We start from the raw sequence: 22,391 nt of genomic DNA, 5'->3' as shown, positions 1-22,391 counted from the left end.
GCGGCAGGGGCACCCGGTGTGGCGTCGGTTGCCTCCGCGGGGGCGGGGGCAGGGGCAGGAGTCGCGGCGGGGGTGGCGGGCTGAGAGGAGGCGGCCGGGATCGCGGGGGGCGAGGCAGCAGCGGCGGGGGTTGTGGGGGCGGCGGTGGGAGCCGCAGGGGTGGGGGGTTCGGGGGCGGGAGCCACGGCGGTGGGCCCCGCGGGCGCGGGAGGTGCGAGGTCGGGAGCCGCGGGGGCAGGAGGCGCAGAGGCAGGAGCGGGAGTCGCGGGGGCGGGAGGTGCGGAGGCAGGGGGTGCTGTTGGGGATCCCACTGCGGCGAGGTGGACGGCTACGGAGAAGCCTTCGGCGAGTTCGTCCACTGCGCTGAGCCAGTCGAAGAAGGACAGGCCGAGGGTGTCGCGAGCCGTGGTCAGCGCCTCGATCCAGTGCTCGGCCGGGACGTCCACGGTGAGCAGCGCGAAGGCCTCTTCGCCGGTGGCCCAGGGGCCGATCGCGGCGGCGGTGCGCTCGGCAGGCGTCAATGGTGCCTCGGCGTCGGCGGGCGCAGCGGGGACGGCAGGCACGGCAGTGCTGGCAGGTCCAGCGGCGTCGGCGGGCCCGGCAGTGCCGGCGGGCGGTGCCTCGGGGCGGACGGGCTGCGCCGAGGGGGCGGGCGCCGCATCCGTCGTAGTGGCTGGAGCTGTGACGGGGGTCGGCTCGGTAGCCGGGGTCGGCGGCGCGACGGGGGTCGGTGCGGTGGCCGGAGTCGGTGGGGTGGCACGGGGCGGCTCGGTCACGGGGGCGTCGGTAGTGGGCTCCGGTTTGGTGGCCGGGTCCGGCGGGGTGGGGTCGGCCGTGGGCTCCGGCGCGGGAGTGGGGTCGGGGGCGGCGGAGGTGGAGGGCTGGTCGTCGTCGGGGGTCGTCACTGGTTCGGCTCCTCCGACGGGGCGTCAGGAACGGTTGGGGTGGCGACATCCGATGACGCGCTGCCACTCGGGGTTCCGGCGGCGGGTGGCACTGGCTCCGGCGGCGTGGGGATCGGCTCCGCCGGGGTGGGGTGCGGCTCTGCCCTAGTGGGGCTCGGCTCTGCCGGGGTGGGGGTCTCCGAGAGGGGGCCAGTCGAGGCAGGGCCCGTGGAGGTGGAGCCCGCCGGGGCGGGGCCGGTCGAGGCAGAGCCCGACGGGGCAGGGTCGGTCGAGGCAGAGCCCGACGGGGCAGGGTCGGTCGGGGCAAAGCCCGCCGGGGTGAGGCTGATCCGGGTGTGGCTGGTCCGGGTGTGGCTGGTCCGGGTGTGGCTGGTCGGGATGGGGCCAGCCAGGAGGGGACCTGCCGCGGAGGAGCTCGCCGAGGTAGAGCCCGCCGGGGCGGGGCTGGTCGAGGCAGGGCCCGACGGGGCGGGGCCGGTCGGGGTGGAGCCGGTCGAGGCAGGGCCCGCCGAGCCAAGGCCCGTCGGGGTGGGGGGTGGGACGAGGGGGCGGGTCAGGGCTGCGGTGGGGGTCGGCGCGGTGGTGGGGGCTGCGGTGGGGGTGGGGGGTTCCGTTGGGTACTGGGAGGGGAGGGACTCGTGGGTGATCTTTTCCTGGAGTTTGAGGATGCCCTGGAGCAGGGCCTCCGGGCGGGGTGGGCAGCCGGGGACGTAGACGTCCACCGGGATGATCTGGTCCACGCCCTTGGTCACCGAGTAGGAGTCCCAGTAGGGGCCGCCGGAGTTGGAGCAGGCGCCGAAGGAGATGACGTACTTGGGCTCGGGCATCTGATCGTAGAGGCGCTTGATGGCCGGGGCCATCTTGTCCGTCACCGTCCCGGAGACGATCATCAGGTCTGCCTGGCGCGGGCCGGGGGCGAACGGGATGACACCCAGGCGGATGAAGTCGTGGGTGGCCATGGACGCAGCGATGAACTCGATCGCGCAGCAGGCGAGACCGAAGTTGAAGCACCACAGGCTGTAGCGGCGGCCCCAGTTGAGGACGACCTTCACCGGGTCCGGGGCGAGCCTAGCCAGCGGGCCGAGCCGGCGCTGTTCCAGGCCGGAGCCGGGCGCGGACGGGTCCGGGATTCCGAGCGGGACGGGCTGCCCGCCGGTGGAGCCGGGCTCCTGCGTCGGGTCCGGGTGGGAGTGGTGCTGGGTCACGTCCATTCCAGAACGCCCTTCTTCCAGGCGTAGAGCAGGCCGACGGCGAGGAAGCCGAGGAAGACGAACATCTCCACCAACGTCCCCGCGCCGAAGCCGGGGGCGGCGAAGACGGTGGCCCAGGGGAAGAGGTAGATGGTGTCCACAGCGAAGATCACGTAGAGGAAGGCATACACGTAGTAGCGGATCTGGGTGTGGGCCCAGCCCTCCCCCACCGGGTCCACGCCGCATTCGTACGCGAGCAGCTTCTCCGGCGTCGGTGCGAAGGGGCGCAGCAGCCGGTTGCCGCCGAAGGCCGCCGCCACGAACAGCACCCCGACCACCGCGAGCAGGCCGACCACCGCGTACGCGTGGAAGTATCCGGGCTGTGCTGGGTGCCCCGGCTGCGGAGCCGTCACCGCGGCCGCTGCCGCCAGTACCTCCATAGCTCGGTCGCCCTCCGGTCCCGCCAGGCACGCTGGTGCCTTTACGTATCCATGACGTTCTTTACGCACGGGAGTCTAGGTCCACCCGCGGCGGGTCCGTGCACAGTACCCCCGGTACGGACAGCGACCATGGTGGGGTTATCCCCCCTCCCACGATGCCGACCTGCCCCATCGTCACCGTCCGGTCGCCCAGGCAGGCTGGATTCCGCAGGTCGACGCCTGCGCCCGACCGGCGTAACCGAGGATGGACCGATGGACACCGTGCGAGAGAACGACACCAGGGGCGACCTGCCCGTGCGGCCTGCCCTGCCGCGTCCCGGCTTCAACCGGCGGATGTGGAGCGAAGCGCTGTTCCTGCTGCTGAACCTGCCGATGTCGATCGCCGGGTTCGTGCTCACCGTCACCGGGCTGTGCCTGGGCGCCGGGCTGATGGTGACCATCATCGGCTTCTGGGTGCTGGCCGGGTCGCTGTTCGCGATCCGCGGCTACGGCCGGGTGGAGCGGGGCCTGATCCGGTCGCTGCTGGGCGAGGACATCCCGGAGCCGTTGCCGGTGGGGGCCGGACGTGACGGCGGAAGCATCTGGCAGCGCCTCTTCGACGTGCTGTCGGACGGACTGTCCTGGCGCACCGCGCTGTACCTCTTCATCAAGCTGCCGTGGGGCATCTTCACCTTCACGGTGACCCTGGTCGCCCTGATCGTGCTGTGGCCGGTGGTGCCGTGGATCACCCGCGGCCTGTCCACGGTCGACCGGATGCTGGCCGGGTCGCTGCTCGCACCGGCGAAGCTCACCCAGCGGGTGCGCGAGTTGGAGCAGGACCGGGGCACCGTGGTCGACTCCGCCGCGGCGGACCTGCGCCGGATCGAACGGGATCTGCACGACGGGGCGCAGGCCCGGCTGGTGGCGCTGGCGATGGACCTGGGCCTGGCCAAGGAGAAGCTGACCGAGGACCCGGAGGAGGCGGCGCGGATGGTCTCGGACGCCCACGGCGAGGTGAAGCTGGCCCTGCAGGAGCTGCGGGACCTGGCCCGGGGCATCCACCCCGCCGTTCTGACGGACCGCGGCCTGGACGCCGCGCTGTCGTCGGTCGCGACCCGCTGCACCGTCCCCGGCGGGGTACGGGTCAGGGCGGACCTTCCCGGCGGCACGGACCGGGACTCGCGGCCGGACTCCGCGGTGGAGGGGATCGCCTACTTCACCGTCAGCGAGCTGCTCACCAACATCTCCAAGCACGCTGGGGCGCGGACCGCGACGGTGGACGCGTGGCGGTCGGACGACCGGTTGATGCTGCAGGTCGGCGACGACGGCCACGGCGGCGCGGTGGAGTCCCCCGGCGGCGGGCTGGCCGGGTTGGCGGATCGGATCCGCGCGGTGGACGGGGTGTTCGTGGTGGACAGCCCGGAGGGTGGGCCGACCACGGTGACGGTCGAGCTGCCTTGGCGGACCCGGGGCCGCGCCTGAGGAGAGGGCGGGGCGGGGCCGCGCCTGAGGGGTGGCCGGCGAAGGGGTGACGGGTGGCAACTGCGGACCGGGCAGCGGCGAGGAGGGTGGCGACGGCAGAGCGGCAGCGGCGGCGGCAGCAGGGCTGCGGCACCAGGCAGCGGCGGGCCGGGCAGCGGGCAGGCGGCGGGGGCAGCGGCGGCGGGGCGGGCGGCCGGTGGCGGCGTTGCGTGCTCTGTCCTGTTTTTTGCTTGGCTGCTGATGACAAGTCAGTCACCGTCGCACAACTTTTCGACATCCGGATCACAGCATTGGTTCGTACTCACTAGAGTCCGTCGACTGTTCAGTCGTCGACATACGAGGTCATCGTGAGTACTCCTCCCCCCTCCTACGGAACCCCGCCGAATCCGTACCAGGGTCAGCAGCCCCCGAACCCCTACGCGGGGCAGCAGCAGACGCAGCAGCCGCCTTACTCGCAGCCGCAGGTACCGCAGCCGCAGTTCGCTCAGTACCCGGTGGCGGCGGCGCAGCCGACGAAGCGGCGCCGCTCGCTTCTGATCCGCCTGGCGGTGATCGTCGTCGGTCTGATCGTGGTGGGCGGCGGCTCGTACATCTACGACCACATGACCGGCGCCGCTGACACCGCCAAGGCCGGCGACTGCGTGCAGAACAAGGGCACCGAGAGCAACCCGGACGTGAAGGTCATCGGCTGCACCGACCCCAAGGCCGAGTTCAAGGTGCTGAAGACGCTGAGCGGCAGCAACATGGACGACTGCAACAGCGTCCCCGGCCTGGTCGCCGCGTACTCGCAGTCCGGTGGCAGAGGCAGTGACCTGGTGCTGTGCCTGGGCAAGAACACCCCCTGACGGACCTCGTCGGGGGACACCGGGGTGGGGGTAACCCCACCCCGGGACACCGAACCGCCCCAGGGTTTTCCGGCGCCGGGAACGGCAGTCTTGATGTCAGGAAGACGGACGACAGACTGACCACGGGAGAGCCGGGATCATGACCAGCATCGCGGAGAGCCGGGAGTACCGGGAGTACGGCGACGCACCGTACGGCGGCGAGACGTACCGGCGGCAGCCGTCGCGGCGGCGGCCGGGCTTTATGACCGCGCCGTTCGAGGGCCGGGTCTGGCGCGAGTCGCTGCACATGCTGGTCAACCTCCCGGTCGGGATCGTGACGTTCACCTTCGCGGTACCGATGCTGGTGCTCGGCCTCGGCACGGTGCTGACCTTCATCGGGCTGCCGGTGCTGGCCGCCGCCGTACTGGGATGCCTGGGCTTCGGCGCGATGGAGCGGGGCAGGGCGCGGGCCACCCTCGACCTGGACCTCCGCGGACGCCCCGGCCGGCGGCCGAGCGGGGACACCGACCGGCACGGGCTGATGGCCTGGGCCAAGGCCGCCCTGGGCTCCGGGGCGGGATGGCGCAGCGTCCTCTACAGCGTGCTGATGCTGCCGTTCGGAGTGCTGTCGTTCTCGCTGACGCTGACGCTGTGGATCACCGGTATCGGCTACGCCAGTTACCCGCTGTGGCAGTGGGTGTTCCCGACCTATGTGAACGTGCCCGGCCTGCAGCTCTACGAGAACGACGGCCACACGGTCTATCTGAGCAGCGTCCCGCAGATCGCCGGGGTGTGTGCGGCCGGGCTGCTGGTGATGTTCCTGACCCCGTGGGTGGTGCGGGGGCTGGCGGCGGTGCAGCGGTCGATGGTCCGCGGGCTGCTCGGCTGACCACGGCGAAGGGATCAGGTCTGCTCGGCGCGCAGCATCCGCAGGAACGCCTTCAGCCCCGCCACCAGTTCCTGGTTGTCGCCGTAGCTGTCCAGGGCGTCCTGGAACCGCCGGGACAGCGCCTGCACCTGCTGGGCCACCTGGTCGCTGCGGGCGGCGAAGCGGGTCTCCAACTGGTCGGCGCGGGCGGTGGCCCTGGCCTCGATCTGGTCGGCCCGGCCGGTCAGCCGGGACTCGACCAGTTCCGAGCGGCGGGCCGCGTCCGCCTCGATCCGGCTGATCCCCGCGGACTGCTCGGCGCTGCGCAACCCCAGCCGGTGCAGCAGCTCATGGAGGCGGACCCGCTCGGCCTCGGCCCGTTCGACCTCCGCCTTGAGCGCCTGCTTGAGCTCCAGGACGTCGTCGCGCGGGAAACGGGTCTCCTTCAGCATCGTGCGCAACTGCCCCCGGACATGCGCCAGATAGGCCTGGGCTGGCCGGAAGGCGGTGCTGAGCAGGTAGAACCCGGCGAAGTAGTAGCCGACGGTGTGGCCGGAGAAATAGGTGACCACGGACACGACCGCGGCGGTGACCAGGTGGGCCCCGATGGCGAGGCCCCGCAGCCTGCGGGCGATCCGGGCGGCGTCGGCGGCCCGGTCCGCGGGGACCCGGAGCCCGCGCTCCGCGCTGGTCCCGGTCTCCTTGACCACCTGCCGGGCCTGGAAGTAGAGGCTCCACGGCACGGTCAGCAGCAGCACCTGCCAGAACAGGAAGACACCGCCGAGCCCGACCGCGAGCAGGTCGGCCAGCCGCACCTTCGCGAGGAAGTGCAGCAGCAGCGCCACGGCGGCGGCCCCCGCCCCGAGCACGATCCACATGTTCCTGGTCTTCACCGAGCCGACCCCCTGTCCGAGATCCGGGTCCAGAGCGAGAGCTGGAGCCAGGGGGGCCATACTGCGGTGCGCCGATCCGGGCGGGACAGCGCTCTGGTACTCAACTCTCGTACTCAGAAACATATATGAGTGATCGTCATCGCGTGTTGACGGTCCGGGTGTCGCGGCCCGAGCGGAGCACTGTTCCCGGCACCGCGCCGGTCAGCTTGTCGTCCCGCACCGTCTCCACGCCGTTGACCCGGACGCTGACCACGCCCTCCGCCCGCGAGTCCAGCCGGGGACTGTCCCCGGGCAGGTCGTGGACCAGGGTGGCCGGGCCCGCGTCGATCCGCTCCGGATCGAACAGCACCAGGTCGGCGTGGTTGCCGACGGCGACGGCACCCCTGTCCCGCAGCCCGAACAGCTCGGCCGGATCGGTCGTCAGCATCCTCACCGCCTGCTCGATGCCGATGAGTTGACGCCGCCTCAGGCAGTCGCCGAGGAAGCGGGTGGTGTACGGGGCGCCGCACATCCGGTCCAGGTGCGCGCCCGCGTCGGAGCCGCCGAGCATCACGTCCGGGTGCTGCCAGGTGTCCCGGCGCAGCTCCCAGCTGGCCGGGTCGTTGTCGGTCGGCATCGGCCACAGTACGGTCCGCAGCTGGTCGGCGGAGCAGATCTCGACCAGGGTGGAGAACGGGTCCCGGCCGCGCTCGGCCGCGATGTCGCGGACCACCCGCCCGCTGAGCCCGGCGTTGGCGTCGCTGTAGGTGTCGCCGATGACGTAGCGGCCGAAGTCGGCGAGCCGGCGGAACACCCCGGCCTCCGGGCTCTCGGCCCGGCGCAGCATCTCGGCCCGTACCGCCGGGTCGGCGAGGCGGGCGATCCGCTCCGGCACCGGCAGGGCCAGCACCTCCCCCCAGCCCGGAATGAGGTTGAGCGCGCAGAAGGTGCCCAGGCTCATGTTCATCGGGGTGAGGATGGGCATGGTCAGCGCCACGATCCTGCCGCCCGCGGCGCGGGCCCGGGACGAGGCCAGCAGCTGCCGCGGCACCCGGGCCGGGACAGCGGCGTCGATGGTCAGCACATTCCAGTTGAGGGCGCGGCCGGCCGCGGCCGTCATGTCCACCAGCAGGTCGATCTCGGCGTCGGCGAACTGGTCCAGGCAGCCGGCCACGATGGCCTCGATCTGGGTCCCCTCGTGCTGCCCGACCGCCCGGGACAGGGCCAGCAGCTCCTCCCGGTCGGCGTGCCGGGAGGCGACCGGCTGCCCGTCCCCGTCCGAGTGGGTGGAGGACTGGGTGGTGGAGAGCCCCCAGCCGCCCTCGGCCATGGACTGCCGCAACAGCGCGACCATGGCGTCGAGTTGGGCCGGGGTCGGCCGTCCGCCGATCGCGTCCTGGCCCATGACGTGGCGGCGCAGGGCGCAGTGGCCGACCATGAAGCCCGCGTTGACGGCCGTGTGGCCGTCCAGCGCGGCCAGATACTCGCCGAAGGAGGACCAGCCCCAGGGCACGCCCTCCTCCAACGCGGCCAGCGACATGCCCTCGACCCTGCACATCATCCGCCGGGTGTAGTCGGCGTCGTCGGGCCGGGACGGGTTCAGCGGGGCCAGGGTGAAGCCGCAGTTGCCTCCGGCAACGGTGGTGACGCCGTGGCCCAGCGAGGGGGTGGCGTACGGGTCCCAGAACAGCTGGGCGTCGTAGTGGGTGTGCGGGTCGACGAAGCCGGGGCTGAGGATCAGGCCGGTGGCGTCCTCCGTGCTGACGGCGGGTTCGTCGGTCGCGCCGGGGGCGCCGATGCTGACGACCCGTCCGCCGCGGATGCCGACGTCGGCGGTACGGGAGGGGGCGCCGGTGCCGTCCACCAGCGTCGCGCCTTGGATGAGGTGGTCGAGCATGGTCGTTCCCTCCGGGAGTGCGGGGCGGGTACGGGGTTACGGGGCAGCTAGGGGTGCGGGACCGAATGGAATGCCTGGCGGGTAAGGGAGTTGCAGGGCTAGGGGGGTGCGGAGGTGCTGGTGCGGGGCCGGGGGAATGCGGGGCGGGTACGGGTGCAGGCCGCTGCTTCCCGTACCCGCCCGGTCGTGGTCCGTCGGTGCGCGGCTCCGGTCAGGAGCCGGCCGCCTGGCGGAAGCGGGTGGTGCGGTGCACCGGGTCGGTGTCGATCTTGGGGATGACGTGCTCGCCGATCAGCTTGATGGTCTGCGCCGTGTTCTCCGGCGAGATGCCGATCGGCAGGCCGAACACCAACTGGTCCGCCCCGGCCGACTCCCAGCGCTTGCACTGCTGGAGCACCTCGTCCGGGTCGCCGCAGATCATCAGCTCCTCGGCGATCAGCAGGTCGATCAGTTCCTCGGTGTAGTCCGGGATCAGCTCCGGCCAGACCGGGATGCCCTCGATCCTGGGGAACGTGTCGTGGTAGCGGAACAGCAGCGACTGCAGGTAGTTGAGGCCGCCGCCGACCGCGATCCGGCGGGCCTCCTTGCTGGTCTCGGCGCAGATCGCGGTCGAGGTCACCATCACGTTGTCGTTGACGTACGCGCCGATCGGCTCGGCGTCGCGGACGGCGTTCTTGTAGGAGTTGACCACCCACTCCATGTCGGAGACCTTCTGCACGCTGAAGCCCAGCACACCGAGGCCCTTGCGGGCGGCCATCTCGTACGAGGACGGGCTGCCCGCCGCGTACCACATGGCCGGGTGCGCCTTGCCGTACGGCTTGGGCAGCACCTTGCGGGGCGGCAGCGACCAGTGCTTGCCCTGGAAGCCCTGGTACTCGTCCTGGAGCCACATCTTCGGGAACTCGGCTATCGCCTCCTCCCAGATCTCCTTGGTGCCGTTCATGTCCGTGAGTTCGGGCATGAAGCCGAGGATCTCGTGGCTGCCCGCGCCGCGGCCGGTGCCGAACTCGAAGCGGCCCTCGGAGAGGTGGTCCAGCATGGCGACCCGCTCGGCGACCTTGACCGGGTGGTTGACCTTGGCCAGCGGGTTGAAGATGCCGGAGCCGAGGTGGATCCGCTCGGTGGCATGGGTCAGGTAGCCGATGCACACGTCGTTCGCGGAGATGTGGGAGTACTCCTCCAGGAAGTGGTGCTCGGTGATCCACCCGTATTTGAAGCCCGCCCTGTCGGCCTGGACGATGTAGTCCATCTCCTCCATCAGGGCGTGGTGCTCTGCCTGCGGGTCGACCTGGGAGCGACTCTTGGGCACGTAGCCCTGGATGAAGATGCCGAACTCCATTGGTTCACCGTCCGTCCTGTCCGGGTCAGCTATATCTGACGACCCGTCAGATACGGTTCGACTCTTACACCGTGGAGCTGGGCAGTCAATAGCTGATGCATCGTCAGCCAGGGTCGGGGCGAGGGTGGGTGAGGGTGGTTGAGGTCAGCCGAAGTCAGCCGATGGAGACGCCGGCCAGCCAACCGCCGTCGGCGATGATCGGCTGGCCGGTGATGTACGAGGAGTCCGCGGAGGTCAGGAACAGCGCCAGCCGGGCGATCTCGTCGGCCCGTCCGATCCGTCCCAGCGGCACCACCTTGGCGTACAGCTGCGCCGTCATGGCGGACAGCGCGGCGGCGTCCTCGGCGCTCATGGCCGGACGGCCGTCGCTGCCGGGGAAGACGTTGGCCGGGTCGGCCATCGGGGTGTCCACCGAGCCGGGGCAGATCGCGTTGACCCGGATCCCCTTGGCCGCGAGCTCCAGCGCGGCCACCCTGGTCATGCTGAGGATCGCGCCCTTGGTCGCGGCGTACGAGGTCAGCAGGGCCATCCCGGTCTGCGCGGTGTACGAGGCGGTGTTGACGATCGTGCCGCCCCCGGCCGCTTCGATCGCCGGGGCGGCGGCGCGCATCCCGAGGAAGCAGCCGACCTGATTGACCCGCACTACCGTCATGAACTCCTGCAACGGGGTACTGACCAGCTCGTTCATCCGGAGGATCCCGGCGTTGTTGACCAGCCCGTCCAGCTTCCCGAAGGCGGAGACGGCCGCCTCCACCGCGACCTCCCAGTCGGCCTCGCTGCCGACGTCCAGGTGCTGGTAGCGGACGCGGTCGTCGCCGAAGCGCTGGGTCAGTTCCTTGGCGAGGGCCTCGCCGAGGTCGTCCAGCACGTCGGCGACCACCACGTGGGCGCCTTCGGCTGCGAACAGCCGTGCCTCCTGCTCGCCTTGGCCGCGGGCGGCTCCGGTGATCAGGACCGTACGGCCGCGCAGTCGTGTTCCTTCCGTGTCGGGCATGGTGCTCCTCCTGGCGTTCCCGGTTGCTCACAACGAGATCTGACGCTCCGTCAGTCTCGGTGCACGGCGGGAAGGAGGGAAGGGGGCTGCCGCCCCCAAACCCTGAGCGGGGCGGGGGACGGCAGGTGGGCGGCGGGGCCGCTGGGGGCCGGGCGGGCCGGAGGCCGGGCGCGGTCGGGGGCCGAGGCAGGGCAGGGGCGGGGGGCAGGGCTGCCGAGGTCGGGGGTCGGAGGCTGGGGGTCCAGGGGCGGGGGCCGGGACTGGCGGGCTAGCTGTTGTGGCGGCCTCGGCGGCGGGTGGTGAGGAGGACGCCGCAGGCGACGGCGAGTGCGGCTGCGCCGAGCACTCCGGCTGCGGCGAAGCCGGTGGCGGCCAGGTTTCCGCCGCCGGGTGGGGTGGGCGCGGGTGCCGGGGTGGTGGAGGTGCTGGTAGGCGTGGGCGCCGGGGTGGTGGGGGTGCCGGTGGGCGTGGGCGTCGGAACGCCGGTCGAGGGGGACGGTGTGGGCGTGGGTGTCGGGTTGGGCTGAGCGACCGTCACGTCAGCGATGCACGGCGGCGTGAGGGCCCTGCGGGCACGCGACGCGCGGTCCGTCCGTGCCTCGGTGGTGGCCCGCGACGCGCGATGCGTTCCCGCTCCGGTGGTGGGTGTTGCCGCGACAGCCGGGGCCGGGGCCGGTGGGGGTGGGGTGCAGGTGGTGCCGGGGATGGTGGTGTTCACGGCGTTGTGGAGCAGGTGGTCGCCCTGGTCCGGGTCGTGGACGGTGACCGAGTAGGTGATCGTGGTCGACTCGCCGGGGTTCAGCGTCCCGGTCCATTCGAGGGTCTTCCCCACCGGGACGACCGTGCCGACGGTCGCCGTGGCGTCGCCGTTGTAGTCCGCGTCGTCGAGTACGCCGCTGAGGTCGTCGGTGAAGTCGGCCGGGTCGATCGGGATCGCCCCGGTGTTGGTGGCCGTCACCGTGTAGGAGACCGTGTCGCCGGGCTTGGCCTCGGTGGTCGACGCGGTCTTGGAGAGCACCAGTTCGGGCGTCAGCCGCACCACGTCCACCGTCGCGGAGGAGGGGTTGGACGGCACCAGGCCGCCGGACGGGTCGGTGCCGTGCGCGACGGCGGTGTTGGTCAGTTCCCCGGTGAAGGAGTCGTTGACGGTGACCACATGCGTGCCGGTGCACTCCATCGAGGAGGTCGGGCTGCCCTTCGGGCCCAGCGCGGTGGACGGGCAGACGATGTCGGTCACCAGCGGGTCGGTCACCGAGACCGGGTCCAACGGCTCCGCGCCGGTGTTGGTCACCAGGAACTTGTACGGCACGGTGTCGCCGACCTGGTACGTCGGCACCGTCCCCCTGGTCGGGTCCCAGTCGACCGTCTTGACCAGGTTGAGCTGGTCCAGCGGGACGACCGAGGACTCCTGGATGTTGCGGATCAGATGAGTGTCGGACAGCCCGCCGGTCGACCCCGAGAAGCCGAACTTGTACGTGGCCGGCGCCGGGTCGGTCATCTGGTACTGCAGGACCTGCTGGTACCCCTTGCCGTCGTTGAAGTCGATGTCCACGGTGACCAGCGGCTCCGGGTCCGGACTGACCGTCAGCATCACCCGGCGCCTGGCGTCGTCGGGCAGGGTGATCCCAGGTCCCGCGGACTGCCGCAGGTTGCCGGGCAGGGTGCTGACGAAGCCGGAGGGCTTGCCCGGATCGGGGGTGAGGGCGGAGTCCAGGTAGCAGTAGCCGTCCAGGCCCTGCCCGGGGCCGCGCAGGGTGACCGTGTCGGTGACCGGCTCGTTGACGCTGACCGGCGACCTGCTCCCGGCCGGGCAGCCGTTGCCGCGGTTCTCGAAGTCGTTGGCGAAGTTGCCGTAGGCGTCGAGGCCGATGCCCAGGTAGCCGCCGTCCACCCCGTTGTCGTTGTTGCGCTGGGCGTAGCCGAGGGAGCCGCCGTCCGCTCCGGCCGTGGTCAGGTCCACGGCGCCGTTGACCAGGAAGAAGCCGATCCCGTCCGCGCCGTTGCCGCCGTACTGGTACTGGTCGAAGGTCACCACCAGGCCGCCGTTGCCGGGCAGCGGGCGGTTGTAGAGCATCGCGCCGACCCGGTAGTTGCCCTGGTCGGTGAGCTGGAGCCAGCCGGGGGTGACCCCGGGCGTCGGCACCGGCGGGGTGGTCTGGTCGGCCGCGGTGCACGGACCGGTGGTGGACTCCCCGGCCGGGGGCGGCCCGGACGCGCCGGTCAGGCAGGCCGTGTCCAGCGGCATGAAGCCCGGGTCGGCGATGGAGCTGCCCTGGAAGGTCTCGTCCAGCAGCACCGACCCGGAGCCCGCGCGCGGCTTCGCGCCCGGCCTCGGCACGGAGGCCGCGGCCGGGAGGACGAACGACCCGCACAGCGCGAGGACCGCGAGGGCGGCGGTCAGCGGGGCGGCCCCAGCGCGGGACCCGGCTCGGGGGCCGGGGTGACGGGGGCCGGGGCGGAAGCGCAGGCGCGGACAGCGGGAGCCGGGTCGGATCATCACATTCTGACGCTATGCCAGCAATTCGGCCGTCCCGGACCGACGAGCCGTCAGTCCGCCCCGCCGCCACCCGGACGGCCCCGCCCGGCCCGCTCCGGCCCCCGGTCAGACCAGCGGCAGCACCTCGACCGCGATGCGTTCCAGCTGCTCCAGGTACTCGTCCACGCCGCGGCTGCGCGGGCGGAGTTGCAGGTGGGTGGCGCCGGCCGCGACGTAGCCGCGCAGGGTCTCGGCGAGCTGCTCGGGCTTGCCGGAGGCCGACCGGCGGCCCAGCTCCCAGGACGGCTCGCCGACGTACAGGGCCGGGGGGATCACGTTCACCGCGAACAGTCCCTCCCGCCCGGCCTGCTCCCTGCTGTCGCGGATCAGCGCAAGCTGGCCCGGCAGGGTGGCCAGGGTGTCGCCCTGGGACAGCCAGCCCTCGCCGAGCAGCGCCGCCCGGCGCACCGCCCGCGGCGAGGAGCCGCCGACCCACAGCGGGGGCCGCGGCGACTGCGCCGGACGGGGGCTGACGGTGAGTCCGCTGAACGGGAAGCGCGGCCCGGCGTGCACCGGGTACTCCTCGCGCAGCGCCAGGTCCAGCGCGGCGATGGTCTCGTCCAGGATCGCCCCGCGCTGGTGGAAGTCGACGCCGAGCGCCGCGAACTCCTCCGGGACGTGGCCGGCGCCGACGCCGAGCAGCAGCCGTCCGCCGCTGAGCAGGTCCAGCGTGGCGTACTGCTTGGCCGACAGCAGCGGGTGCCGCAGCGGCAGCACCGCGACGTGCGAGAGCAGCAGCGCGCGCTCGGTCCGCGCGGCCAGCCAGCCGAGGGTGGACACCGGGTCGTACCAGGTCGCGCCCATCGCCCCGGCCAGCCGCTCGGGGATGGCGACGTGGTCGCAGACCGCGACGTAGGCGAAGCCGAGGCGGTCGGCGGCCTCGGCGGTGCGGCCCAGTTCGGCCGGGCCCGCGGTGGTCTCCCAGGGCTCGCAGTACATGGTGCTCTGCGACTGCACCGGGAGCTGGACGCCGAAGGAGAGGGTCTGCTCAGACATGGGCCGATCCCTTCCACAGGCCGTCCGGAGTGAGGTCCAGCAGCTGGATCGCGTTGCCGCGGACCAACTGCTCGACCACGTCCGGCGCCAGGTGCCCCATCTGCGACTCGGCGACCTCGCGGCTCTTCGGCCAGGTCGAGTCGGAGTGCGGGTAGTCGGTCTCGTAGAGGACGTTGGCGGCGCCGATCGCGTCCAGGTTGCGCACCCCGTGCGGGTCGTCGAAGAAGCAGCCGTAGATGTGCTCGGCGAAGATCTCGCTGGGCCGGGTCAGGACCTTGTCGGCGACGCCGCCCCAGGCTGCGTTCTCCTCCCAGACCACGTCGGCGCGGGCCAGGATGTAGGGGATCCAGCCGATCTGGCCCTCGGCGTACATGATCTTCAGCCCGGGGAAGCGGTCGAACTTCCCGCTCATCAGCCAGTCCACCATGGAGAAGCAGCAGTTGGCGAAGGTGATGGTGGAGCCGACCGCGGGCGGGGCGTCGGCCGAGGTGGACGGCATCCGGCTGGACGAGCCGATGTGCATGGCGATGACCGTCCCGGTCTCCTCGCAGGCGCGCAGGAACGGGTCCCAGTCGTCGGTGTGGATGCTGGGCAGGCCCAGGTGCGGGGGTATCTCGCTGAAGCAGACCGCCCGGACGCCGCGGGCGGCGTTGCGGCGGACCTCGGCGGCGGCCAGCCCGGCGTCCCAGAGCGGGACGATGGCCAGCGGGATCATCCGGCCGCGGGCGGCCGGGCCGCACCACTCGTCGACCATCCAGTCGTTGTAGGCACGGACGCAGAGCAGGCCCAGCTCGCGGTCCTTGGCCTCGGTGAAGGTCTGCCCGCAGAACCGCGGGAAGGTCGGGAAGCAGAGCGCGGACTGGACGTGGTTGAGGTCCATGTCGTCCAGCCGCTCGGGTATCGAGAACGATCCCGGGCGCATCTGCTGGTAGGTGATCGCCTCAAGCCGCACCTCCTCGCGCGGATAGCCGACGGCGGTGTCCAGCCGGGTCAGCGGGCGGTGCAGGTCCTCGTACACCCACCAGTCGGCGATGACGCCCTCGCTGCCGGGGGCGCCCATCCGCGGGGCGAACCGGCCGCCGACGAAGGTCATCTCGGCGAGCGGGGCGCGCACGATCCTGGGGCCGTTCTCGCGGTGCTTGGCGGGCAGGCGGTCCTGCCAGACGTTCGGCGGCTCGACGGTGTGGTCGTCCACCGAGATGATCCAGGGGAAGCCGCCCTCGGCGGCCGGTTCGGTGCTGGTGTCGTTGGCGTCCATAGCGGCCAGGCTAGCGCCGATCTGACGATCCGTCAGGTATCGCGTCAGGGGTTCCCGACATGGAAGCGCCCCGCTGATCCGCAGGGCAGCGAGGCGCTTCCCCGCCCCGCGCGGACAGGCAGCGCACACGCGGGGCGGTGGGGCGGGAGGAAGGGTTCGAGTGCGGCGAGGGCCTCGGAGCGAGGGCCTCAGAGCGTGCCGAGGGTGACCGTCACCGTCCTGCTCGTGCCGCCGCGGATGAAGACGACCGGCACCTGCTGACCCGGGCGGAGGTCGGCCAGCGCCTCGCTCAGCTGGTTGGAGCTGTCCACCCGGGTTCCGCCGACCCCGGTGATCACGTCTCCCGGCTGGATCCCGGCCTTGGCCGCGGGGCCGCCGCTGACCACCGAGACCACCCCGGCGCCGGTGCTGCTGTCCCCGGCGGCGGTCAGCACCGTCCGGCTGGAGATGCCCAGGGCGGCCCGGCCGGAGTTGGTGACCTTGCCGTCCTTGATCATCTGGTCGGCGAGGCTGATCACCGTGGACGCCGGGATGGCGAAGCCGATGCCGGGCGCCTGCGCCCCGCTCTCGTTGCCCTGGACCGCGGCGAGGGTGTTGATGCCGACGATCTGGTCGGAGAGGTTGACCAGCGCGCCGCCGCTGTTGCCGGGGTTGATCGCGGCCGAGGTCTGCACCATGTTGGGGATGGTCACCTCGGGCGAGTTCTCGCTCCCCGGCTCGGAGACGGTGCGGCCGACCGCCGAGACGATGCCCTGGGTGACGCTGCTCTCCAGACCCAGCGGGTTGCCCATGGCCAGCACGATCTGGCCCACGTCGACGGTGCTGGAGTCGGTGAACACGGCCGGCTTGAGGCCCACCGGCGGATTGCTCACCCGGATCACCGCGAGGTCGCTGGACGGGTACGAGTAGACCAGCGTGGCGTCCAGCGTGTCGGAGCTGTTGGCCAGGGTGACCTTGAAGCTCTTCTTGGAGCCGATCACGTGCGCGTTGGTGACGATGTCGCCCTTGGTGTCGTAGACGACCCCGGAGCCGAGGCTGCCCGCCGCGGTGATCTGGACCACCGAGGGCAGCACCGCCTTCACCGTGTCCTGGTAGGCGGTCTGCAGGTCGTTGCCGACGGTGGGGCTCGCCCCGGTCGAGGCCGCGACCGGGGTGGCCGCGAGATCGGCGCTGCCGCGGCCGGCATCGGTGCTGCAGCCGGCCGAGCCGGCCAGGACCGCGCCCAGGGCCAGCGCCGCGACTGCCGCGCGGCGCCGGACCTGACGGCGGGTACGAGGGGAACCGGCGGTCTCCACGGGCACGACATTCCTCTCGGACAGCTCGGGACATTTGTCCTTATTGTCCCTTTAGTGAGGAATGGTGCGCGTAGGCGCGCCGACGGGAGCTACAGGCCGAGTGACTTGGCGATGACCAGCTTCATGACCTCGCTGGTGCCGCCGTAGATCCGGAACACCCGGTTGTCGGTGTAGAGGCGGGCGATCGGGTACTCCAGGATGTAGCCGTAGCCGCCGTGCAGCTGCAGGCAGCGGTCGACCACCCGGGAGCAGACCTCGGTGGTGAACAGCTTGGCCTTGGCCACGTCCGCCGGAGTCAGGTCGCCGGTCTCGAACGCCTCCAGCGCCCGGTCCACCACGGCCTCGGCCGCGTCCACCTCGGCCTCGCAGGCGGCGATCTCGAACTTGGTGTTCTGGAACTCGGCGACGGCCTGGCCGAAGACCTTGCGGTCCTTGGTGTAAGAGACCGCCAGGTCCACCGCGGCGCGGGCCGCGGCATAGGCGCCGACGGCGATCGCCAGGCGCTCCTGGACCAGGTTGTGGGCCAGGTAGAAGAAGCCCTTGCCCTCCTCGCCGAGCAGGTTCTCCACCGGCACCTTGACGTCCACGAAGGACAGCTCGCCGGTGTCGGAGGTGCGCAGGCCGATCTTCTCCAGCTTGCGGCCGACCGTGTAGCCCTCGGAGGCGGTGTCCACGCAGAGGATCGACAGGCCGGTGCGGCGGTTGTCCGGCGACGCCGGGGAGGTGCGGCAGACCACCAGCATCAGGTCGGCCTGGACGCCGCCGGTGATGAAGGTCTTGGCGCCGTTCAGGACGAAGTGGGTGCCGTCCTCGGAGAGCTTGGCGTTGGTGGTCATCCCGGCCAGGTCGGAGCCGGTGCCCGGCTCGGTCATGGCGATGGCGGTCATCATCTCGCCGGAGACGAACTTGGGCAGCCAGCGCTTCTTCTGCTCCTCGTTGCCGTACTCCATCAGGTACGGCAGGCACAGCCCGGTGTGCACGCCGGAGCTGCCGAAGCTGACGCCGGCGCGGGCGCACTCCTCGGTGACCACGGCCTGGTACTTGAAGCCGTGCATCCCGGCGCCGCCGAACTCCTCCGGCACCTCGATGCCGAAGACGCCCAGCTCGCCGAGCTTGCGGTAGAAGCTCTTGGGGGCGTGCCCGTCCTTCTCCCACTCGGGGTAGACCGGGACGACCTCCTTGGCGATGAAGTCGCGGATGGTGTCCCGGAACGCCTCGTGGTCCTCGGTGTAAACGGTGCGGCGCACGATGGCGCTCCCTTCTGGCTGCTACTAACCGAACGAACGTTAAGTTAATCGTCAGTAGGCCGCCTGTCCAGGCCGCCCGGATGTGACGTCCGCCGAGACCGACCGGCCAGTAGCCGAACGATCGATAGGGAACGGCGGTCCGCCCCCTGGCTCGGCCCGCTCACTCAACTTACGATCCTTATGTCCGTATTGTCCTGACGGGACGCGAAAGGCGGGACCGGGGCCGGGGGGTCGCCTCGCTGGAAGCTGCCGCCGCTGATACCGCTGACACCGCGTCAGGCGTAGTAGCCGACCAGGTCGGCGAACAGGGTGAAGCCGCCCACAGCGCCGACCCGGTCGGCGCTGTGGAACTGCACCCGCCCGTCGACCAGCGGGACGGTGATCTGACGCGCGATCGCCTGACCCTCGGCGAAGGACACCGTGCTCGCCGCCGGCGGCACCGCGGCGACCGCCGAGCCGTAGGGCCGCACCGTGACCGAGCCGTAGCTCGCCGCGTCGGCGGCGGTGACGTTCAGGATCACCGCGGTCGCATTCCTGGGGACCCCGTTCCGCCCGGCCACCAGCAGGGTGACCGACCCGCCCGGCAGCAGTCGGCCGCCGCGGACCGAGTCGGAGCGGGCGGCCGAGGCCGCGACCGGGGCCGCGGTGGTGTCCAGGACCTGGACCGGGCCCGCGGTGTGGAACGGACCGCCGCCGCCGCTCATGGTGAAGTAGCCGGTCAGGTCCGCCCGCAGCTCGATCCCGGCGCCGTCGGCGATGCCCGGCACCGGGGCGTTGACGAAGTCCAGCCTGCCGTCGACCACCGGGACGGTCACCGGCGTGCTGGCGGTGACGCCCGCGGTGTAGTCGACCGTGGCCAGCCCAGGCCGCTTCCGGCCGTCCGGGTAGACGGTGACCGCGCCGCTCGCGGCGGGCGAGGAGACGGTCAGGTCCAGCACCACGGCGGTGACCCCGGTCGCCGGGACGCCGCTGAGCGGCAGCACCAGCCGGCCGTCGGCCGGGACCGGGGCGGCCGGGACGCCGCCGGTGCCGTCCGCGGTGTCCATGATCCGCTGCGCGGCGACCGGCACGAAGGCGCCGGACGGCGGCACGGCCGGCTTGGTGGTCTGCACGTCGGCGGCGGCCACGTAGGCGATCCGGTGGTTGTAGCGGATCGCGTAGTACTGGGTCGTGCCGATGACGTCCTTCGGGCCGACGTAGCGGTCGCCGGTCAGCTCGCCGGAGGACGGGTAGGCCTGTCCCGGCTCGATCGTGTAGGGCAGCGGGACCAGCTGCTGGGCCGCGGCGGAGCCGGCCCCGGCCGCGGCGTAGGCGCCGGGCTCCGGGAAGGCGCGGCCGTAGACCGGGATCGCGGTGCCGTTCTTGGGCGAGACCAGGTCCTGGGACGGGTCCCCGTTGGCGTAGCCGTTGACGCCGCCGGGGTTGTAGAACCAGGCCTTCCGGCCGCCGAACCAGATCGCGGTCCAGGCGCCGTCGGCGGAGACCGCGGCGACCACGAAGGTCTGCCCGTAGACCGCCTTGTCGCTGGTGTCCGAGCCGTCGGTGCCGCTGGTCGGCAGGCCGGCCGCCGCCAGCGACGGGTCGCCGATCAGCGGCGCGGAGGAGGAGGCGGCGGTCCGCAGGTAGACGAAGTCCGCCGGGTGCCCGGTGCAGGCGCCGCCGCAGCCGGTCAGCACCGGCTTGTCCGCGGCGGTGTACCGCGGCGCGACGGTGACCGTGCCGCCGACCACCGGCAGGCCGTTGCCGTCGGGGGCGACGCCGAGCAGGTCGAGGAAGTGGCTCCAGTCCCAGTACGGGCCGGGGGCGGCGTGCGCCGCGGTCATGCCGTCGGCGGTCGGGTACGGCACGTCGTCCTGGCCGAGCACGTGGTCCCGGTCCAACGGGATGCCGTTGGCGGCGGCGACGTCGCGCACCAGCAGCGCGGTGGAGGCGTACTCCTGCTCGTCGATCCAGCTGCCGCTGCGGAGCGGGTAGGACTCGGTCTGCACTCCGACCGCGTGCGCGTCGACCGAGTCGTTCCCGGTCAGCTCGGCGACGTCGCGGGTGCGCAGCTGCTGGGTGACCGCGCCGGTCGCGGCGACCACGAAGTGGGCGGAGACCCCGGCCCCCGGGGTGGCGTAGGTGCTGACGGCGGAGGCCGCGCTGCCCGTGGTGCCGCCCAGCACCAGGTAGCGGATCGCGGCGCCGTCGCCCGGACGGTTCGCCGGGGCGGCGTTGCCCGCGCCCGCGGCGACGAAGGAGCAGCTGCCGAGCCCGGTCGCGACCCCCGCCTCGCAGGGAGCGGACCGCACCGGCGCGGCGGCCAGGCTCCGCGAGACGCCGCCCGCGGCCACGGCGGCGCGGCTCAGCGCGGCCGGTATTCGCGGCTTGACCGAGGGGTCCGCGGCCAGCGCCACGGCCTGCCCGTCGTCGGTGGTGCGGGAGGCGCCCGCGGCGACGGTGGCGTACACCCGGTCGGCGAACTGCGCCTCGGCGGCCGGGTCCGGGCCCTGGGAGTACGCGGCCACGGCCGGGTACCAGCGGCCCGGATCGGTCGGCAGTCCGCCGCCGGCCGCCTGCTGGTAGGAGGCCAGCAGGGCCGCGCCGCCGCGGATGCTCTGCCGCGGGTCGCCGCGCAGCGCCGCGTCCGGCTGCTGGATCAGTGCGGCGGCGGCGTCCAGGGTGTGCAGCGCGGGGGCGCTGGTGTCGACCGTCTCGAAGCGGGACAGCAGGGCGGCCGAGGGGACGGTGAGGTCGCCGGCCGCGACCAGGTCCGCGGTCTTCTGCGCGGCCGTGGGCGGCGCCAGGTCGGTGGCGGCGACCGAGGTCAGGCCCATCACGTTGTAGTTGCCGGTGGCGCTGGGCTCGCCCTGGTGGGACTCCCAGAGCGTCTCCTGGTAGGAGACCGCGAGCAGCACCTGCACCGGGACGTGGAACTCGGCCGCGGCGGCGGTGAACTCGTCCTGCAGCGTGCCGGGGGGCGCGGCCGGGACGCGGCCGCTGGGGGCGTGGGCGGCCCGCAGGACCGGGGGCAGCGTGCCGGTGGCGGCCTCGGCGACCGCGCCGCCGACCAGCCCGGCCAGGGCCAGCGCGCCCGCCACCCCGGCCCAGGTCCGCGACCTGCGCCTGACGTGCCGTCGCGGCGCCCGCCGCGGCGTCGTCGCACGGCCTCGTCGGCCCCGTCCCGCTGTCATCACGTATGCCCCTGTCGAGTGACAGGAGAGGCTAGCAGGAGCGGGCCCGGCACCGGCCGCCGGGACTCCCGCGCGGTGCTGATCGTGCGACGATATGCCCATGGTTGACGCGAACCGCACACACCGCAGCGACGCTCCCGCCGGCGAGGAGCCGCTCTCCCCCACCGGCCCCCAGCAGGTCATCGAGTACGGCGACTACCGGGCGGTGCTCACCGGTGTGGGGGCGGGCCTGCGCGGACTGAGCCACCGCGGCCGGCCGCTGGTGATGAAGCACGCGGTGGACCAGACCCCGCCCGGCGGCGCGGGCCAGCTGCTGGCGCCGTGGCCGAACCGGATCCGGGACGGCCGCTACGCCTTCGACGGCCACGAGCAGCAGCTCGACATCAGCGAACCGCCCAACCACAACGCCAGCCACGGCTTCGTCCGCTGGCTGCCGTGGCGGGTGGTCGCCGAGGACGCCGCGTCGGTCCGCTTCGGCCTGCGGCTCTACCCGATGCACGGCTACCCGCACATCCTGGAGCTGACCGCCTCCTACGAGCTGGGCGAGGACGGCCTGAGCGTCTGCGTCGCCGCGCACAACGTCGGCCCGACCGCGGCGCCGTACGGCATCGGCGCGCACCCGTACCTGACCCTGGGCCGGGGCCCCGGCAGCGTGGACGAGCTGGTGCTGGAACTCCCGGCGGACACCCTGCTGAAGGTGGACGAGCGGATGATCCCGACCGGTGAGCGCGAGGACGTCGGCGGCGGCCGGTACGACTTCCGCAAGGCCCGCGGCATCGGCGACACCCTGCTGGACACCGCCTTCACCGGCCTCCAGCGCGATCAGGACGGGCGGACCAGGGTCCGGCTGACCAGCGCCGACGGCAGCCGCGGGGTGGAGCTGTGGGTCGGCGGCGAGATCGGCTGGCTGCAGGTCTACACCGCGGACGGGCTGCCCGGCGGCTACCGCCGCGCGGGCGTCGCGGTCGAGCCGATGAGCTGCCCGCCGAACGCCTTCGCCACCGGCGAGGACCTGGTCCGGCTGGAGCCGGGCGAACGGGTGTCGCACAGCTGGGGTATTCGCGCGCTCTGACGTGGGCCGCCCCGCTAAAGTTCG

General features: G+C 72.5%; 15 protein-coding genes and 2 pseudogenes. 4 read left to right on the top strand and 13 right to left on the bottom strand.

From position 1 onward, the window contains the following. From ACEZDE_RS30555 to ACEZDE_RS30545, 3 genes and pseudogenes are all read right to left on the bottom strand, one after another. A pseudogene (locus ACEZDE_RS30555) lies at positions 1 to 905 on the bottom strand (hypothetical protein); the annotation flags it as partial. A 455-nt stretch (positions 906 to 1,360) separates the two neighbouring features. Continuing rightward, positions 1,361 to 2,116 (bottom strand): annotated as a pseudogene (locus ACEZDE_RS30550) (NADH-quinone oxidoreductase subunit B); the annotation flags it as partial. Further along, complete coding sequence (locus ACEZDE_RS30545) at positions 2,107 to 2,535, bottom strand: NADH-quinone oxidoreductase subunit A (protein ID WP_380543207.1); 429 nt, start codon at positions 2,533 to 2,535, stop codon at positions 2,107 to 2,109. The gene ACEZDE_RS30545 and the pseudogene ACEZDE_RS30550, both read right to left, overlap by 10 nt. A gap of 252 nt (positions 2,536 to 2,787) precedes the next feature. Here ACEZDE_RS30545 and ACEZDE_RS30540 point away from each other — a divergent pair, with 252 nt between their 5' ends. The 3 genes from ACEZDE_RS30540 to ACEZDE_RS30530 all read left to right on the top strand — a co-directional run bounded on the left by ACEZDE_RS30540 (position 2,788) and on the right by ACEZDE_RS30530 (position 5,709). After that, positions 2,788 to 3,996: a sensor histidine kinase gene (locus tag ACEZDE_RS30540; protein ID WP_380543204.1), complete on the top strand. Its 1,209-nt coding sequence runs from the start codon at positions 2,788 to 2,790 to the stop codon at positions 3,994 to 3,996. A 347-nt stretch (positions 3,997 to 4,343) separates the two neighbouring features. Beyond that, positions 4,344 to 4,841, top strand: coding sequence for an LppU/SCO3897 family protein (locus ACEZDE_RS30535; RefSeq protein WP_380543201.1), 498 nt, complete (start codon positions 4,344 to 4,346; stop codon positions 4,839 to 4,841). A 139-nt stretch (positions 4,842 to 4,980) separates the two neighbouring features. Further along, on the top strand, positions 4,981 to 5,709 hold the full coding sequence (locus tag ACEZDE_RS30530) for a sensor domain-containing protein (protein WP_380543198.1): 729 nt from the start codon (positions 4,981 to 4,983) through the stop codon (positions 5,707 to 5,709). Between the two features lie 14 nt (positions 5,710 to 5,723). Here ACEZDE_RS30530 and ACEZDE_RS30525 read toward each other — a convergent pair whose 3' ends face one another. From ACEZDE_RS30525 to ACEZDE_RS30480, 10 genes are all read right to left on the bottom strand, one after another. Next, a complete protein-coding gene (locus ACEZDE_RS30525) occupies positions 5,724 to 6,581 on the bottom strand; it encodes a hypothetical protein (RefSeq protein WP_380543195.1) in 858 nt (285 codons plus the stop codon). 136 nt (positions 6,582 to 6,717) lie between these two features. Beyond that, positions 6,718 to 8,457, bottom strand: a complete 1,740-nt coding sequence (locus ACEZDE_RS30520; RefSeq protein ID WP_380543192.1) for an N-acyl-D-amino-acid deacylase family protein — start codon at positions 8,455 to 8,457, stop codon at positions 6,718 to 6,720. Between the two features lie 211 nt (positions 8,458 to 8,668). Continuing rightward, entirely contained in the window at positions 8,669 to 9,796 is a 1,128-nt protein-coding gene (locus tag ACEZDE_RS30515; RefSeq protein ID WP_380543189.1) for an LLM class flavin-dependent oxidoreductase, read from the bottom strand. Between the two features lie 154 nt (positions 9,797 to 9,950). Beyond that, a complete protein-coding gene (locus tag ACEZDE_RS30510; RefSeq protein WP_380543186.1) occupies positions 9,951 to 10,790 on the bottom strand; it encodes an SDR family NAD(P)-dependent oxidoreductase in 840 nt (279 codons plus the stop codon). Between the two features lie 268 nt (positions 10,791 to 11,058). Then, positions 11,059 to 13,287 carry a DUF7927 domain-containing protein gene (locus tag ACEZDE_RS30505; RefSeq protein ID WP_380543213.1) on the bottom strand — a complete coding sequence of 743 codons (2,229 nt, stop codon included), beginning with the start codon at positions 13,285 to 13,287 and terminating at the stop codon, positions 11,059 to 11,061. A 105-nt stretch (positions 13,288 to 13,392) separates the two neighbouring features. Continuing rightward, positions 13,393 to 14,322, bottom strand: a complete 930-nt coding sequence (locus ACEZDE_RS30500; RefSeq protein WP_380543183.1) for a TIGR03619 family F420-dependent LLM class oxidoreductase — start codon at positions 14,320 to 14,322, stop codon at positions 13,393 to 13,395. Then, on the bottom strand, positions 14,315 to 15,580 hold the full coding sequence (locus ACEZDE_RS30495) for an amidohydrolase family protein (RefSeq protein WP_380543180.1): 1,266 nt from the start codon (positions 15,578 to 15,580) through the stop codon (positions 14,315 to 14,317). The genes ACEZDE_RS30500 and ACEZDE_RS30495 overlap by 8 nt, the downstream gene beginning before the upstream one ends. A gap of 188 nt (positions 15,581 to 15,768) precedes the next feature. Further along, positions 15,769 to 16,875 carry a S1C family serine protease gene (locus tag ACEZDE_RS30490; RefSeq protein WP_380543210.1) on the bottom strand — a complete coding sequence of 369 codons (1,107 nt, stop codon included), beginning with the start codon at positions 16,873 to 16,875 and terminating at the stop codon, positions 15,769 to 15,771. A gap of 89 nt (positions 16,876 to 16,964) precedes the next feature. Next, the gene (locus tag ACEZDE_RS30485; RefSeq protein ID WP_380543178.1) at positions 16,965 to 18,122 is read right to left on the bottom strand and encodes an acyl-CoA dehydrogenase family protein; all 1,158 of its coding nucleotides are present in this window, start codon (positions 18,120 to 18,122) and stop codon (positions 16,965 to 16,967) included. A 275-nt stretch (positions 18,123 to 18,397) separates the two neighbouring features. Beyond that, on the bottom strand, positions 18,398 to 21,295 hold the full coding sequence (locus ACEZDE_RS30480; protein WP_380543175.1) for an N-acetylmuramoyl-L-alanine amidase: 2,898 nt from the start codon (positions 21,293 to 21,295) through the stop codon (positions 18,398 to 18,400). 100 nt (positions 21,296 to 21,395) lie between these two features. Here ACEZDE_RS30480 and ACEZDE_RS30475 point away from each other — a divergent pair, with 100 nt between their 5' ends. Next, positions 21,396 to 22,367, top strand: a complete 972-nt coding sequence (locus tag ACEZDE_RS30475; protein WP_380543172.1) for an aldose 1-epimerase family protein — start codon at positions 21,396 to 21,398, stop codon at positions 22,365 to 22,367. Positions 22,368 to 22,391 lie beyond the last annotated feature (24 nt).

It is taken from the genome of Streptacidiphilus cavernicola (assembly GCF_042510955.1).
In the GTDB taxonomy this organism is placed as follows: domain Bacteria; phylum Actinomycetota; class Actinomycetes; order Streptomycetales; family Streptomycetaceae; genus Streptacidiphilus; species Streptacidiphilus cavernicola.
Note: the sequence above shows the minus strand (reverse complement) of the source record. Positions and strands in the feature narration are given on the sequence as shown.

Excerpts from the sequence above, each read along its gene's own strand:
- ACEZDE_RS30545 (WP_380543207.1), bottom strand. The coding sequence starts at position 2,535 with ATGGAGGTACTGGCGGCAGCGGCCGCGGTGACGGCTCCGCAGCCGGGG.
- ACEZDE_RS30540 (WP_380543204.1), top strand. The coding sequence starts at position 2,788 with ATGGACACCGTGCGAGAGAACGACACCAGGGGCGACCTGCCCGTGCGG.
- ACEZDE_RS30530 (WP_380543198.1), top strand. The coding sequence starts at position 4,981 with ATGACCAGCATCGCGGAGAGCCGGGAGTACCGGGAGTACGGCGACGCA.
- ACEZDE_RS30520 (WP_380543192.1), bottom strand. The coding sequence starts at position 8,457 with ATGCTCGACCACCTCATCCAAGGCGCGACGCTGGTGGACGGCACCGGC.
- ACEZDE_RS30515 (WP_380543189.1), bottom strand. The coding sequence starts at position 9,796 with ATGGAGTTCGGCATCTTCATCCAGGGCTACGTGCCCAAGAGTCGCTCC.
- ACEZDE_RS30510 (WP_380543186.1), bottom strand. The coding sequence starts at position 10,790 with ATGCCCGACACGGAAGGAACACGACTGCGCGGCCGTACGGTCCTGATC.
- ACEZDE_RS30505 (WP_380543213.1), bottom strand. The coding sequence starts at position 13,287 with ATGATCCGACCCGGCTCCCGCTGTCCGCGCCTGCGCTTCCGCCCCGGC.
- ACEZDE_RS30500 (WP_380543183.1), bottom strand. The coding sequence starts at position 14,322 with ATGTCTGAGCAGACCCTCTCCTTCGGCGTCCAGCTCCCGGTGCAGTCG.
- ACEZDE_RS30495 (WP_380543180.1), bottom strand. The coding sequence starts at position 15,580 with ATGGACGCCAACGACACCAGCACCGAACCGGCCGCCGAGGGCGGCTTC.
- ACEZDE_RS30480 (WP_380543175.1), bottom strand. The coding sequence starts at position 21,295 with ATGACAGCGGGACGGGGCCGACGAGGCCGTGCGACGACGCCGCGGCGG.
- ACEZDE_RS30475 (WP_380543172.1), top strand. The coding sequence starts at position 21,396 with ATGGTTGACGCGAACCGCACACACCGCAGCGACGCTCCCGCCGGCGAG.